General features: G+C 43.2%; 5 protein-coding genes. All 5 read right to left on the reverse strand.

All coding sequences use genetic code 11. From position 1 onward, the window contains the following. Nucleotides 1-17: 17 nt before the first annotated feature. The gene (locus tag CEX98_RS16410; protein ID WP_099643108.1) at nucleotides 18-1,976 is read right to left on the reverse strand and encodes an aconitase family protein; all 1,959 of its coding nucleotides are present in this window, start codon (nucleotides 1,974-1,976) and stop codon (nucleotides 18-20) included. Between the two features lie 155 nt (nucleotides 1,977-2,131). Next, on the reverse strand, nucleotides 2,132-3,823 hold the full coding sequence (locus tag CEX98_RS16415) for a 2-isopropylmalate synthase (protein WP_347337910.1): 1,692 nt from the start codon (nucleotides 3,821-3,823) through the stop codon (nucleotides 2,132-2,134). 185 nt (nucleotides 3,824-4,008) lie between these two features. After that, a complete protein-coding gene (locus CEX98_RS16420; protein ID WP_099643110.1) occupies nucleotides 4,009-5,688 on the reverse strand; it encodes a cyclic peptide export ABC transporter in 1,680 nt (559 codons plus the stop codon). Nucleotide 5,689: 1 nt separating this feature from the next. After that, nucleotides 5,690-12,961: a non-ribosomal peptide synthetase gene (locus tag CEX98_RS16425; RefSeq protein WP_099643111.1), complete on the reverse strand. Its 7,272-nt coding sequence runs from the start codon at nucleotides 12,959-12,961 to the stop codon at nucleotides 5,690-5,692. Next, a partial coding sequence (locus tag CEX98_RS16430) for a non-ribosomal peptide synthetase (RefSeq protein WP_143484350.1) occupies nucleotides 12,958-16,339 on the reverse strand: 3,382 nt, incomplete at its 5' end. The genes CEX98_RS16425 and CEX98_RS16430, both read right to left, overlap by 4 nt.

Below are 16,339 nucleotides of genomic sequence, written 5' to 3' on the forward strand. Positions count from 1 at the left end.
CTATTACCCTTAAAAAACTAATTCTTTAAGATATCCTCAACACCACTAATCGTTCCCGCAATGGCAGAAGCCGCAACTAGGTACGGAGAAGCCAGATAAACCTCCCCAGGACCTGAACGACCAGGAAAGTTTCGATTTATTGCGCTAATACTGACCTGTCCTGCGTGCTCAGAAGACCCTGGCCCCGCATTTATACAAGCCCCACAAGAAGGGTCTATCGTCTTCACCCCTACATTCTCAAAAATTTCAATGTACCCCTTTTCACGCGCATATTGCTTAACAAACTGACTACCAAACTGAATGTAGCAATTCACGTCAGGGTGTACTTTCTTGCCAGCTTCCAGACTGAGTTTAAACACCTCGGCGTACATATCCATATCTTCACACTTGCTTCCGGTACAACTACCACCATATGCAATATCAATTTTGACAGGCTCTTGAGTATTCATATGTTCCGACAGTGAGATACCATTTCTGGGATCTCCTGGTGTTGCTACGACTGGTGATAAAGTAGATAAGTCAATTTTCAATTCGTAAGCATAAGTTGCTCCAGGGTCTGATTGAATTATGCGGCTCTCCACATACTCTCGATCCAATCCACGCTTTTTAACTAAGTACTGAACCACCGATTCATCTGCTTGTACTATCGCAGTCATTGCACCCGCTTCAACCGCCATGTTGGTTAGTGTCGCACGTTCATCTAAACCAAGCTGTCGAATACCGGCGCCAGTATACTCGAGGACTTTACCAATTGACTCACCATTTTTGAAAATTGGGTTCGTCATTATGTGTAGAACAATATCTTTAGCTGCGACCCATTTAGGTAGTTCGCCAACTAATTCTATTTTAATAACACCTGGCGTATTGATTTGAATATCTTTGGTAAACATAGCATTTGCCATGTCTGTAGAGCCCACACCAAAAGCTAGCGCCCCTAGTGCACCTGCGGTACAAGTATGGCTATCTGTGCCAATAATAACATCTCCGGGTAGTCCGATATCTTCAAGAATTCCGTTGTGACAGATTGCTTGACTCCCCTCGCCCACTTCATCATATAGAGTGATTTGTTGCTCCCTACAGAAGTCCCTCTGGTTTTCTGCCAAAGTATCCGTCACTTCAATCAGGTGGGCCTTTCTGGGGTCTTTTTTCAGCACAGAGCCGACAAAGGTAAGATGATCTCGAAAAGCAAACTGTGAATCTTTATCCGTCACTTGCTGATTTTCACCAAAATTACGATAAAACATCTCACCACACATGGCCGTGGAGTAATCGTGAGTGAATCGTACATCTGCTTTGCAAAAGAGAGCATCTCCAGGCTTAACACTCACGACACCATATTGGTTGTTTGCCACCACCGTATTTCTGGCAATGATTTTTTCAGCAATATTAAGTGGGCGAGGTTCAGTCGTAATACGAGGGACTGAAATGTCACCCGACATTCTTGCTAGATTATACTTAAAGAGCCCACCTTGCTTTACGATATCTGATGAGATCTTATCTAAGCCTTCGCAAAAAGCGTCGATAGGTATCTCTTCGCCACGTTCGAGTCGCTCCAAGAGGGAGAAGTCTGTCGATATCAAAAGCCCAATGTTTCGACTATTCTGTGCATATATCTTCTCAAAGCTTTCAGCTATAACGACTTTAAAACCGGCAAGCAGTTCTGAATAAGGTGCATGTTCTCTGGATGAGCCACACCCTTTGGAACGGCCAGCAACTAAAATATTCGCATTGAGTTTCTTGACATCACCTTCTTTAACTACGCCATCTCGTAACCCAATCATGCAGTATTTACTGAGAGTGTCATCATACCAAAAACAAGTCCAACTGGGGGTCGTTTCATCGGTAGATATGTTATCCATTAATGGTAATTTATTACCTTTTAGGGTGAGGCCTTCATTAATTTGCTTATCAATAAGGCTCGTATCTGAAGTGAGATACAATACTCCACCATCTAACTTTATAGTTTGTTTGCTCATGATTTTTCTTTAATTAAATTCTTAATTTGCGACAGCTATATCCTAGCTGCGCTCGTTTCATTTGCGAAATCTTGCGATATCAGGTTGTTAAGGACAAATCACCCCTTTGCTCGCACTAGATTGCCTAAGCTTTGGCTGACATACAGCTCTGTCACCTATGCGACTTTGATAGGTTGCTCTCCATATGCCTCTAATTTCTGCTCAAGCACACCAGGAATTTTGAATACACCACTGACAATTCCCTTAATCAAAGCTTCCTCTTGGCTATTATCGATAGCACATCCAATATATCTGGTCGCGTCAACATTGATTTGTACGAAACTAATGAAAGATTGCTCTTTACTGCCAACGTCCAATTTCACCAGATCAACATCTAAGCCAAAGCATTCACGTAACAGTTCGGGACCATGCGCTTTTAAGCTGTCGGTAATATTATCTCTATGACGCTCAAGCTCCGAAAGCCTCTGAACCAAATATGCAACAGCCCTTTCTTCCACTTTTTTAACTCTTGAGTCATCCGACGAAGGTAGGAAGTAACTTTGTTCAAAAGCACCCCAAATATCTTGTGGGGCAAGTTCCCCACCATCCTCTTCAGCAAGATCTTGCACTACCTGGCGGAATTCAAGCTGCATCCACCTTGGTAGCTTTACTCCAAAGCTTGACTCAAGTACAAATGCAATTCCGCCTTTGCCAGACTGGCTATTAATCCGAATTAACTGCTGATATGAACGGCCAATATCCTTAGGATTGATAGGTAAATAAGCAACGTCCCAAACATCTCCCTCTTGGTAACGACTGAGACACTTTCGAATCGCGTGTTGATGTCCTCCTGAGAATGCTGAATAAACAAGCTCACCGATATATGGATGACGAGGATGTGTCGCTATGTTTGTGCAATGCTCAACACAAGCGATAATTTCATCCATATGAGATAAATCTAACTCAGGATCGATACCTTGGCTATACAGGTTCATTGCCATAGTAACAATGTCCATATTTCCTGTTCTTTCACCATTACCCAGCAGTGTTCCTTCCACTCTATCAGCACCTGCCATTAACGCCAACTCAGCGGAGGCAACCCCACAACCTCGATCGTTATGGGTATGAACACTGACAATCATACTTTCGCGGTTTTTTACATGTCGCAAGAAGTATTCAACCTGATCAGCATAAATATTGGGAGTGGACATTTCGACAGTTGCAGGCAAACTCATGATGATTTTTTTGTCTGGTGTAGGCTTCCAAACATCTGTAACCGCATCACAGACTTTCACAGCAAAGTCTAACTCAGTACCGGTAAAGCTCTCTAATCCATAGTGGAAAGTCCACTCAGTTTCAGGATAGTCAGCACTCATATCTTGCACTAACTGTGCGGCATCAGAGGCCATTGAGATCACCTGCTCCATACTGTGCCCATAAACCTGTTCACGCTGTACTTTAGAAGTAACGTTGTATATCAATACAATGCCTTTTTTCACACCGGAGAGCGCTTCATAGGTCTTGGTTATCAAATCTTCCCTAGCTTGTGTTATCGCTTGAATGACCACGTCATCAGGAACAAGATCATTGTCAATGATATAGCGGCAAAAATCAAAATCTGCGCTTGATGCCGCAGGAAAACCAATTTCTATCTCCTTAAACCCGAGTTTAACTAGCAGTTTGAACATTCGTAACTTTTGTTCAACTGTCATAGGTTCCACAAGCGCCTGATTGCCATCTCGCAAATCAACGCTATTCCAAATAGGTGCCTTCTTTATCAATTGATCTGGCCAAGTTCTGTTTTTCAGATTTACGGGTGGAAAACATCTATATTTTTTATAATGAAATGTTGTCAAAAGATTCTCCAATTTCTTTTTAAAATGAGCTAAACATTAATGTTCGAATTAGCTTTTATCCTTTTTATTTGTGGGAAGCCTGCCGTGCGACAAGCCTCCTTATTGAGGTTAAAAAGTTTGACGATTCAATACATTTGTCGTTGTTAAAACCTACATCAAAGAGCAGCTTTTAATTCAGTTTCTTGTACTGTTTTCGACTAGCTAAAACTCACAACTTCTTGTAAATGGTTGTTGTCAACGATACTCTCCACCTGCCCCTGATCGAATGTAATCACACGATCTGCTGTTGAGAAGTAAGCGCCATCATGACTGACGGCTATCACTGTTTTGTTCTTCTGCTTAAGTTCGGGCAACAGCGTGGTATAGAATAACTCTCTAAACACCGGGTCTTGCTCTGCAGCCCACTCATCGAACACATAAATTGGCGCATCCTGTAAGTAAGCTTGTAAAAGTGCTAAACGCTTGCGCTGACCACTAGATAAATTGGTCGACGATAGCACTCCATCTTTTATACTAACTTTGTGAGACAACCCCATTCGTTCTAATAATTCTTCACAATGCTTGTCATTAGAGACTTTACCCACACCATCTAGCACGGTACCAAATACATAGCATTCGGCATGGATCATACAAAAGTGCGCACGGTATAAATCGTCGCTTGTATCTTGGGGAATACCGTTCAATTCTACCTCTCCTGCATCATGTTGATACAGCCCGGTTAACAGCTTTGCAAATGTCGACTTGCCACTTCCATTACCGCCAACAAAAAACACGATTTCTCCGCGCTTAATTTCGAAATCAATTGGCCCAACAGAGAAGATGTAGTCATTACTTTTTTCTGAATCGTTATCACTGCCGTAGCTATACTCAAGCCCCTTTACTGTTAGTGAGCTAAACTTGGCAACACTGTCTAAATCTATATTACTTAGCTGATCTTGTTGCTCTGTTTCGCCAACAATGGGCCGTTCGTTCAGACGTAGTTTATCCAGTTTAGATGCACCAACAAAACCTCGAATTAAGACTTGTTGATCGTTTATCACCCCCCCAATCGGACCTGCTAGATACATCAAAATGAAAACAAAGCTAGTTACGACTGGCAGTGGCAGTTGAAAATACTCTGTTGCACTCAAAGCGATGATCCCCATCGCCAGAAATAACACCATTGTTCCCCAATTGACACTTAGATTCCAAAAAATCTGAGCGGTTCTTTCCCTGCTTTTCATCTCTGTTACTCCTTTATCCAGCTGCTGCTGAATAAAGTAGTTTTTACGGTTTCGGTTCACTGATAATTCTTTAGCGCCATCTATCAATTCCTTAAAGTACCCAAACAGCTCATCTTCAGCGTCTCTGAGAATTTGAATTCGTTTGGCACCTGCATCCATCAATAGCTGAATCGTCCCAACCGAGGCCAATAACACCCCAATCAATAGCACAAATAGGTCGATTGACTGAGTAGCTAGGAACAACAAACACAAAATTATCGCCGTAGCATTGAAAACAAATACGGGAAATGTTGATAACGCAGCAGACACATTGGAGATATCACTTGTCAATGCGGCGTACAGTTTGTGCCCTCCTTTGCGCTCTATTAATGCATAGTCAGTTTCCAGAATATTTGCAGATATCTTCTTACGTAGTCGCGCAACGAACCGAGTGCTGAGAATACTAAGAAGAAACTGCGAAAGAAATCCAAGACTAAAAAGCGCGATTAAGCCAAGGATCAATTTAAGGAACCAGGTTCCTGAATCAAATGTACTATCACTCACTTGGTCACTAATTGCGACGACCATAAGTAAAGCAAACATTGCGCTGGCTGAACTTACCAGCGTAGCAATAGTCATTAACCAGCCATTTTGGATAAGTAACTTTTTTAACATTTTAATTATTCTCTTTATTCTTCAATAGAGCGTCTAAACACGAAATGGTTTCTTGAAATGTGGGTGCAACCATTAACGTATGATGATCACCAGCAACTTCATACTCTACTTGCTCGTTTGAGTAGTTTCTCCACTGCGCTACCTGCGAGCTATCAACGACACTTTCCCGGCCCCGAATAAAAATACTGGTTCCATCAAACTTCGTCGGCTGATATGTGCTTAATAGCGCATAGTGTGTCCTGATAACTTCAAATCGAGTTTGTAATTGCTTTAAGTCCATAGACGCTGGGAAAATGCCTGTTTGCAGGCCCTGTCGTAATAACTCTTCAAGCTTTGCATCCAATCCATCCGCTGCTTCAATGGCAGACATATCAAAGTTTCCATACTCTAATACCAGCTTTTCAATTAACTGTGTTGGAGTGACACTAAACTGATCATTGCCTTGCAAGCCGCTGTCAATCTTGATCAAACAGCCAACCTCTTCGTCGGTGGCTCTTAGCAACGCAGCAATTTCATGAGCAACAGTTCCACCAAATGACCACCCAGCAAGGAAGTATGGACCATCTTGCTGAACCTCTCGAATTTGCGCTAAATATGTTTGGGCAAGTTCGACAACCGAACTCACTTGGTATTGGTCAAACTCCAGAGCATATATGGAGAAATCTCCACCCAATGATGCGGCTAGCTCTAGATATGAGCTAGAAAAGCCATCTAATGCCGGTAAAAGAAACAATGGAGGCTGTTCAGAGCTACTATGGCGTAAGCGTTTACAGGTTCCTCTGTGTTCACTCTCCAGTTGCACATCACCAACCAGAACTGAGTCTATCAGTGTGGCCATTTTCTCTATCGTTGCATGTCTAATTAATTGCGCCAAGGGTAGTTGAACAGAAAATTTCGCTTTAACCTGAGTAGCCAACTCGATTAATAAAAGCGAGTATCCTCCGGCCTCATAAAATGACTGCGTCGTACTCACCTGGTCTATTTTTAAAAGGCTGCACCAAATTCCTGCTAACGTCGCTTCTGTTTTCGTATTTGGAGTGGTGAATGCCACACCTTCGGTTGAAAGCGCTTGAGCTGCCAACAATTTAACATCTACCTTCCCTGAAGGTGACAAAGGTATGGCGTCAACAGAGACTATGATTTGCGGCACCATAAAGGCAGGTAGATGGGCTGCTAAAGCGTGTTTTAATACTTCTGATCCAAGTGAATTTTTGTCAACCACATAAGCAACAATGAGCTGTTTTTCATCGTTAAATAATACAACTGCATCATCGATTTGACAGTGTTGCTTCAACACGGCTTCTATTTCCGACAACTCAATACGATAACCGCGCAACTTGATTTGGTTATCTATTCGCGCAGCATAGTCAAGACACCAGCCGAGTTGAGCGTCGTTTTTCCAGCGAACTAAATCACCAGTACGATAGTACCTTTGCTTGACGCCACTGCTACTCACATCATTTATAAAGCGCTCAGCAGTCAATTCCGGTCTACGCAGATAGCCCTGAGCAAGGCCTTGACCAGCGAGTAACAGCTCTCCAAACACTCCCGTTGGCACTTCTATGCCCTGTTCGTCAACGATTCGAACCTCAACTCCCTGAAGCGGCTTACCTATTGTAGAGCCTTGTTCAGTAGGTTGAACCAAAACTATCGTTGCATCCACAGTACTCTCAGTAGGGCCATACACGTTCCAACACAATACTCCTTCGCACTCATTTAGCTGAACCATTCGCTGCCATAAATCATCACTGAGCTTTTCTCCACCAACAATCACTGAAGGTAGGCAGAGCTTGAGATCTGACACTTCATGGGCATTGAGAAGCACTTCTAGAAGTGAGGGAGTGCAGTCAAATAGTGTCGCACCAAATTGACTGAAATAGCTAAGTAATTCACTAGGCTCTTGCCGCTGTGACTCTGTCAATACCTGCAACTCACTACCTAAGTAAAGCATGGCAATACCTTGCAGTGATGCATCAAAAGATATGGAGGCATTCAAGGCCCACCGTGGTGGCGCTGCCAACGGTGAAATGATATCGGTCTCTAAGTTGTAAGCTAGGTTCATAAGACTGCCATGCGAGACAACAACCCCCTTGGGACGCCCTGTAGAACCAGATGTATAAATAACATATGCAGCTTCCTCGGGCGAAACCTGCACACTTTCTGATATCGATACGGGCTGATAGCCCAATCTATCTATCAACACCTTTTCACCATTGAAAGACAGCGCTTCCTGCTGCTCTGTCGCTGTTATCAGTACCACGGGGTTGGCATCTTCTAGCATATACTGGAGACGCAATGCAGGGTAACTAGGATCTAGTGGTACATAGGCAGCTCCGATGCGGTGAATAGCAAAAATAGCAACGATCATATCAATACTGCGGTTCAGGCAAATACCGACGAACTGTCCTCGTCTAACACCTCGGCGAACGAGTACACTGGCTAGGTATGATGAGCGCATTACTAGCTGCTCGAATGTTAGCGACTGATCGCCACAACGCAATGCAACTTGATTCGCTTTACTTTGAGCAATTGCATCAAATGAATTTGGTAAAGGCGTCCGGTCATATCCACTACCAAGCGACTGAATACTGCTCAGCAGACGCTTTTGCGATTCACCCAACATACTCACCTTATCAATAGGCTTTGTGGGATGGCTCAATAAGTTTTCCAGCAATACTGAAAATGAACTTGCCAAATTCTCTATTGACTGTTGTTTAAATAAGTCGGAACAATATTCCCAGTCACAAACGAATTGCCCTTCAGACTCAACGATATTCAGTGACAGGTCAAACTTGGAAAATGTTGACGCAACTGGCCAGTGTGAAACCTGCAATTCATCCATGACCAATGCAGGCATATCAGCTTTTTGCATATTAAACATTATCTGGAATATAGGATGAATCGCATCGCTTCTCGGCATTTTGAGAATATCAATCAGATAATCAAAAGGCAGAGCACCATGATTGAAAGCATTGGCGATTTCTTGCTTAGTATTACGCAGTAACGCAGTAAAAGACTGACATATATCTATCTTGCTTCGCAGCACAACAGTATTAACAAAAAAGCCTATCAGTGGCTCTAGCTCTTTAGATGAACGGTTAGCGTAGGCCGTGCCCATAACAACATCATAAGTTCGACTCCATTTACTACATAAAATAGCAAAAGCACTTTGCAATAGTATGAAGGTTGTGACGCCCTGTTCCCGACTAAATGTCTGTATAGTTTTACTCAACTTTTCATCAAAAACGATACGGTGAGTTCGGCCTTTGAAGCTGACTTCCTGCTTGCGCTGAAAATCTAATGGGAGACTGTGCGCCATCGGGATGTTACGTAAATTTTCACGCCAGAAGTCAATTGAGTCTGTCGTGTATTTATCGTTCTGGCTTTGCCAATATGTATAGTCCGCATATTGAATTGGTAAATCTGGAAGGCATTCACTTCTTCCTTCTCGTGCTCCCAAATACAAACTGTGGAATTCTTCAAGCAGCACTTTTAGGCTCCAGCCATCGCTTGCTATATGGTGCATAGACATGACAAGTAAGTTCTCATCGTCAGCGATTTGCAGCAACCCTGCACGTAGCTTAAGTGGTTCAGATAACGTAAAAGGCCGTGTCACAAACTGGTGTACCATGGCATGTAGTTCATCCTCTGAAACACTTGCTTCTGGCGACAATATCTCTAGTACAGGAACCGCTGACTCAGACACCACTTGCTCAGGCCAACTTTGCCCCTGTGCAACGGAAATCGCAGTACGTAGTACTTCATGTCGATGTACTAAGCTTTTTAACGCTTGTCGCACCGCAATAATATCCAATCTACCTGTCAGCTTTAACACAAGAGGGAGGTTATAGGTCGATTTACTGTCCTCGCCCAGAACACCATCAATAAACCATAAGCGCTTTTGCGCATATGACAGTGGCGATCTAACATGTTCTGGTTTTTTAGGGATGGTTTGCAGCGCCCCTTTTGTTTCACTCGAGTTCATCAATGAAGCAAGTCCCCGAATTGTCGGGTGCTGAAATAAGTCTACAATCTCGAGATGAACGCTAGTTTTCTCTCTGATCCTGGACAGGACTCTGGCTGCATGTAGCGAGTGACCACCAATTCGAAAAAAATCATGTGTCACGGAAGTGACTGGAGCACCCAATACCTCACACCAGATATCCATTAACAAGACTTCGTGTTCTGTTTCTGGTAATGCAGTATTCTGGTCAGCTATTTCTAAGTCAGGCAATACAATCGCCTTACGATTTATCTTGCCGCTTGGCGTATGTGGGAGCTGATCGACGATATGAATAGCCGAGGGCTGCATCTGGGGTGGCAAATCACTTTTCAGTTGGCTTTGAATCGTCTCAACAATGGTTCCACTTAGCGACCTATTGTTCAATACAATACATCCAATTAAGATGTCGCCATCTTCACCTGCTACCACAACAGCAACCTTGTCCACTCCGGGAACAGCAAGAATTGCACTTTCAATTTCACCGAGCTCTATACGATAGCCACGGATTTTTACTTGATGATCACGGCGTCCCAAAAAGACTAATTGCGCATTGTTATTCCACCGGACCATATCACCTGTTTTATAGAAAACACCTTCATCAAACGGATTATCTATAAAGCAATTTTCCGTCTGCTCTTTGCGACCAAAATAACCTGCCGTGACTCCTCCTCCGGCAAGGTAAAGCTCTCCGAGCACATTGTTTGCAACCGGCCGCAACTGTTTATCTAAGACATACGCAGTTGTATTTGGCAAAGGGCGTCCAATGGTTGGCTCAGCAGCCTCTCCTTGCTTCACAAGTTCCCAGGTTGAATAAGTCGTATCTTCAGATGGGCCATATAAGTTATATACCTTTTCAACTGAGCTATGCTCGTAGATCGTTTCCGCATTGGCTCGTGTTAGCACTTCTCCTGCCACATTGACCACTCTAACCGAGTTAGGAATAGCTTGGGCCTGGGCAACCGTTGATATTGCTGATGGAACCGTGTTTATCAAGGTAACATCATGACCTGCGGTAGCCGACTCCAGTAATCTCAGTAGGTTTTTGACAATACGTACTTCAGTGCCAAACGCCAAAGGTAAAAACATTTCAAAGACTGAGAGATCAAAAGATAGCGAAGTCGACGCCAATACAACCTTGCGCTCACTTTCTGTATATTGCTGTTCAGCCCAGAGTAGCAGATTTAATAAATTACCATGTGTAACTTCGACCCCTTTGGGCTCCCCAGTTGAGCCAGATGTGTATATCAGGTAAGCACTATCGCTATGCTGCAGTAACTGCTTTGTTACCGGCCCGATAGCAGGACTGGATAACACCTTGCTCATATTCAAAGTCACCACAGCGGTAGATTGCATATGTGAATGTGTCTGTTCATCCACCACAGCCAGTTCAATGCGAGCATCTTGTGCCATGTAGTGTAACCGTTCCAAAGGATAGTTAGGATCCAGCGGAACATAAGCGGCACCAGACTTGAATATCGCCAATAGAGCAACAGGCAGGAAACGGTCTCTGGTCAAACAAACCCCTACCCGGTCACCCTTTTTAACTCCCTGCTTCTGTAAATTTGCGGCAAGCTTATCTGACAGTGAATCAAGTTGCTCAAAGCTTAGATGCTGTTCTTCATCACTTACCGCCGTTTTATCAGCATTGCTTTTGCTTACCTCTCCAAATAAATCCATTACTGAACGACCGTCAAGCGCTATTCTTGTACCCTTACCTGTATTAAGCTGTTGTTGATGCTTGGCAATAGGACACAAATTCACTTCAGCTACAGGCTGTTGAATATTTGTAACCAGTTCCGTAAGCACAACTTCAAAAGATTCAGCCATGCCTGCAATCGTATCCTGCGCAAATAAATCGGTTGCATACTCCCAACTAACTCTCAGATCGTTTTCTGTTTCGGTCACTGTTATGGTGATATCAAATTTACTGACTTGTGTACTAAATGTAATATCAGATACCTTCAAATCCCCAACGCTTAACTCCGAAGCAGACTTATTTTGAACAACCAGCATAGTTTGGAAAATTGGATTGTAGCCGCTACTACGGGGTGGCGAAACACGCTCGACCACCAAATCAAATGGGGCATCCTGGTTTGCCATACCATTGAGCAGTGTTTGTTTCACCTGAGTGGTTACATCCAGCAAGGTTTCGCATCCTCCGATATCCACTCTCAGTGCAAGCGTATTCACAAAGAAGCCAATTAAACGTTCGGTTTTTGGTAAGTGGCGACCACTTACAGGGGTGCCCACGACAATATCAGTTACACCTGAATAATGAGAAAATACTAACTTAACGGCTGCATCCAGTAACATGAATAGCGTCAAATCATGCTTTCTACATAGTTTTTGAATCTTTCCAGTTAGTTCCGAGTTTATTCTCGTTTTGTGCTCTGCGCCTTTAAAGCTCATTTTAGCCGGCCGCTTATAATCCAGTGGCAGACTGTGCAACGCAGGGCCATTGCTTAGATGCTCATGCCAATAATCGAGCTGTTTTGACAATTCTGAAGAGTTGACAAAATCTTGTTGCCACTGAGCAAAGTCAGAATATTGCAGATAATTGGTTGCGGCGTTCATATCAAGTCCTTGACACAACCGTTGATAGTTATCCAAAAATTCTTCGAGTAGCACATTCACTGACCATGCATCGGAGGCGATATGATGCATCACAGCCATCAAAATATGTTGGTTTTTTGTCACCTCAATAACGACCACTCGCAATAAGATCTCACGCGTGAGATCAAATGGGCGAGACAGCTGTTTTGCTATTTCTTCCTGAACTTTAAGCTCAGAAGGTTGGGAAGGAAATGTCACATATTCCACTGCGAATTGATAATCATTAACAACGACTTGATATGGCTTCCCATCGTTTTCTCGATAACAACTACGTAAAACCTTATGCCTGAAAACAATATCTGAAAATGTGAGCTCTAACGCTTGAGTATTTAATTGCCCTTCCAAAGACACAATAAATGGAATGTGGTACTGCGCACTTGCAGGGTCCATTTGATGCAACAGCCACAGTCGCTGTTGCCCAAAAGATAAAGGTAAAGCCCCTGAACTATCCTGTGCCTTAATTTCTTTTAGTGCAGCCTGAGCCGCAGTGTTATTAGCGTTCAGAAAGTCAATTAGCTCCGACTTATACTGTTTAAGCGTATTGCCCAGCACTTTATCAATCGCACCTGGTGGCGCCTTAACGCTCAATTTTTCACCACTCAGATTAAATTTAATTCCCTTGCTTTCACAGGTTCTGAGCAAAGTATCCAAATTCATAGCTCAAATTCCTCCAGCTCTTCATCCATATCAGAATCAGAAACCATTAAGCTGTTTACCCTAGCCGTTGTATCAACACGCCCCTCTAAATAGGCAGCCAAACTACCTAGTGTAGGCTTCTCAACAAAGTCTTTAATGTTTATTTGTAAACTTAGTTGTTCATTAATCAAAGCAACAAAGTGTGTCGCTGTCAGTGAGTTACCACCAAGCTCGAAGAAATTTGCCGCCAGGCTAATTTCTTCAATTTGCAGGAGTTCCTGGCAACAATTGTAAACCAACCACTCTATCTCGGAGTCAGGTTCAACCATTGGCACTGTTAACTGACTAAAATCAGGTTTTGGTAGCGCTTTACGGTCTATCTTTCCGTTGGCCGTTAATGGCCACTCATCCAGAGGGACCACTGCAGCTGGCAACATGTAGGCTGGCAACCTATTAAATAAGTGCTGCCTTACCGTGTCAACAGTTTCCAGAGAATGACTAAATATTACATAGGTTACGATATAACTATCGTCACCTTCTTCAATCACAACCGAGCATGACTCTTTGACTACTTCTATGCTCGCGCAGCAGACATCAATCTCACCAAGTTCTATTCGGTGACCCCGAACTTTTACCTGATGATCAATGCGACCCAAGTAATCGAGGTCTCCGTCTCGACGCTGACGTACCAAATCTCCACTCGCATATAATCGAGTTTGAGCCGCATCTGCCAATTGAACGTCAACGAACTTCTGTGCAGTCAGCGTTGGTCGCTGCCAATAGCCCTTGGCTAAAAATTCCCCTGCAATGAATAGCTGACCGGTAACACCTGGTGGAACAATTTGCATATTGTCATCGAGTATGACATACCCGGAATTTGCTAACACTCCACCGAGGCTCAATATCTTATCAGGTTCAGCTGCAAAATCTACTTGTTTAACCAAACACCAGATTGTTGCTTCTGTTGGTCCGTATGCATTCCACAGCGCTTGACACTTACCTCTCATATCGTCAGCTAAGGTCAAACTCAACGCCTCACCACCCGAGATTGCAACTAAATCGGATTTACCAGACCAGTTAGCCAGCATGAGCATTTTATATGTCGCCGGAGTGGCTTGCATAATGTTGATATTAAATTCGTCCAACATCCTTTTAAGTCTAAAACCATCCTTTACTTCATGGTCTTGAGCAAGGATGACATGACCACCTACACATAAAGGTGCGAAAATCTCTAACAGAGAGATATCAAAAGTAATCGTAGACAGTGCTAACCAACGACATGATTCTGCCAGATTAATATGGTCAATAAATGACGTCATCATTTCAGACAGTGCATTGTTACTTATCTCGACCCCTTTAGGTTTTCCTGTTGAGCCGGATGTAAACAAAATATAAGCACTGTCACTGGGTTTAGCAGCCGTATACTGGAAACTCTGCTGCGCTTCAGTGCTAAGTGTATCTATGGAAATAACTGGGCAATCCACCTGCTCTAATGAGCCATTTAACGTAGACGTAGAGAGCAGCACCGAAACCGGCACTTGTTCCAAAATGCTCCTTACCCTATCAAATGGATGAGATGGATCTAAAGGTAAAAACGCAGCACCAGATAACATCACACCTAGCAAAGCAACAACCAAATCCGTTTCTCGGTTAATATAAATAGCAACATAACTTCCCTCTTCAACGCCATTTTTCTGCATTACCGAAGCTAACGCTGACGCTTTCCCTACTAGCTCTTTGTAAGTTAATTCGCCATTTCCAGTCTCAACAGCCAGTTTGTCAGGATTATTTTGTGCACTTTCCAGAATTCGACCAATGATAGGCACATCACGGTGTTGGCTTTCTTCCGCAGACACAAAGTTTTTCAGCAATGCCTCCGGAATAGTCAAACGAGAAACGGGAATATCTTTGAGTAGTGTATCGGATTGTTTTACCGCATATTCTAATGCACTCTCAAAACTGCTAATGATGTTTTCTATGGTTGAAGAATGAAAAATAGCATCATTGTAGTCCCACTCAATTTGTATTTCGCCATTGACTTCATAAGCATTTAGCTCAAGATCAAACACACTTTCAAGTAGCTGTGGTTCTAGTAAGGTAAGCTCAACATCAGGCAACTCAATATCTGGTCGCTCATTGTTCTGCATCGCAAATAATATCTGATATAAGGGGTTGTATTGATTAGTTTTTATTACCCCTAATTGATCCAGCAGGAGTTCATAAGGAACCTGTTGATTATCAAACCCTTTCAAGTGGTTTTGTCGACATTGCGTTATATAATCGAGGAATGTCTGTGTATCATCAATTTGATTTCTCAATACCAGAGTATTAATAAAGGAACCAATTAGTGGCTCCAGTTGGGCATTGTGACGATTTGCCACGGGCGTTCCCATTACAATGTCACGACTATCACTCCAGCGACATAAAACAAGTGCTAACATCCCCTGTAATAACATAAACATCGTTAGGTTATTTTCAATATTGAAAGCGTTTAAACGCGCCGTAAGTTCCGCTGGGATAGTTTGTATTAACCGGCCACAACTAAAGTGACGTTCATTGCTTCGAGGGTTGTCTAGCGGCAGATTATGTAGTTGCGGTGCATGATTCAAATATGTGCGCCAATAATCAAGCTGTAACTCGAACGCCTGACTTTCTCTAAAACTATGGTACCAATGAGCATAATCTTGATACTGGACAGTAAGTTCCGGAAGCGCTACTGTTTCACCTGATACCTTAGCAGTGTAAAGCGACTTTATTTCTTTGGCTAATACACCGACTGACCAACCGTCCGAGGCAATATGATGTTGCGTGAGCAATAAAATCTGGCGAGATTCCGTCAGACAAAACAGACAGGCACGTAGCATACAGTCTTGCTGAAGATTGAATGGACGCTGTACTTCCTCATTCACGCTCTTGTGAACAGACAACTCATCATGGCCACTTAAATCGACTTCTTTAAAGGGTAAATCATAGTGTTCAAGCAAACGAAGCTGCAACTGCCCCTGCTCTGCATGGTAAGTGGTACGAAGAATATCGTGCCGTGCAATGATATCCTTGAGTACGCTTTGGAAAACGGCTTTATCAAAGTTGCCATTAACTTCTATGATCAAAGGTATATGGTATGCTGTTTGTCCTTTTTCAAATTGACTAAACATCCATAACTTTTGCTGCATTGGCGTCGTCGCAGTTAACCCCTTGCCACAACCAGGCTCAATAATCGTTGCCTGCGCGGCAGGTGTCGGCTGCTCGGTGATTTTTTGACTGATCGCTGCGATAGTTTTATATGTAAACAGCTGTTCTAATGAGACATTGTGCAGTCCATCATCTTGTAGCTTGCTCAGCAGACGGGTCGCAAGCAATGAGTTTCCGCCGAGCTCGAAGAAGTCATCATGGACCCCC

This window comes from Pseudoalteromonas piscicida, assembly GCF_002744175.1.
Classification (GTDB): domain Bacteria; phylum Pseudomonadota; class Gammaproteobacteria; order Enterobacterales; family Alteromonadaceae; genus Pseudoalteromonas; species Pseudoalteromonas piscicida_B.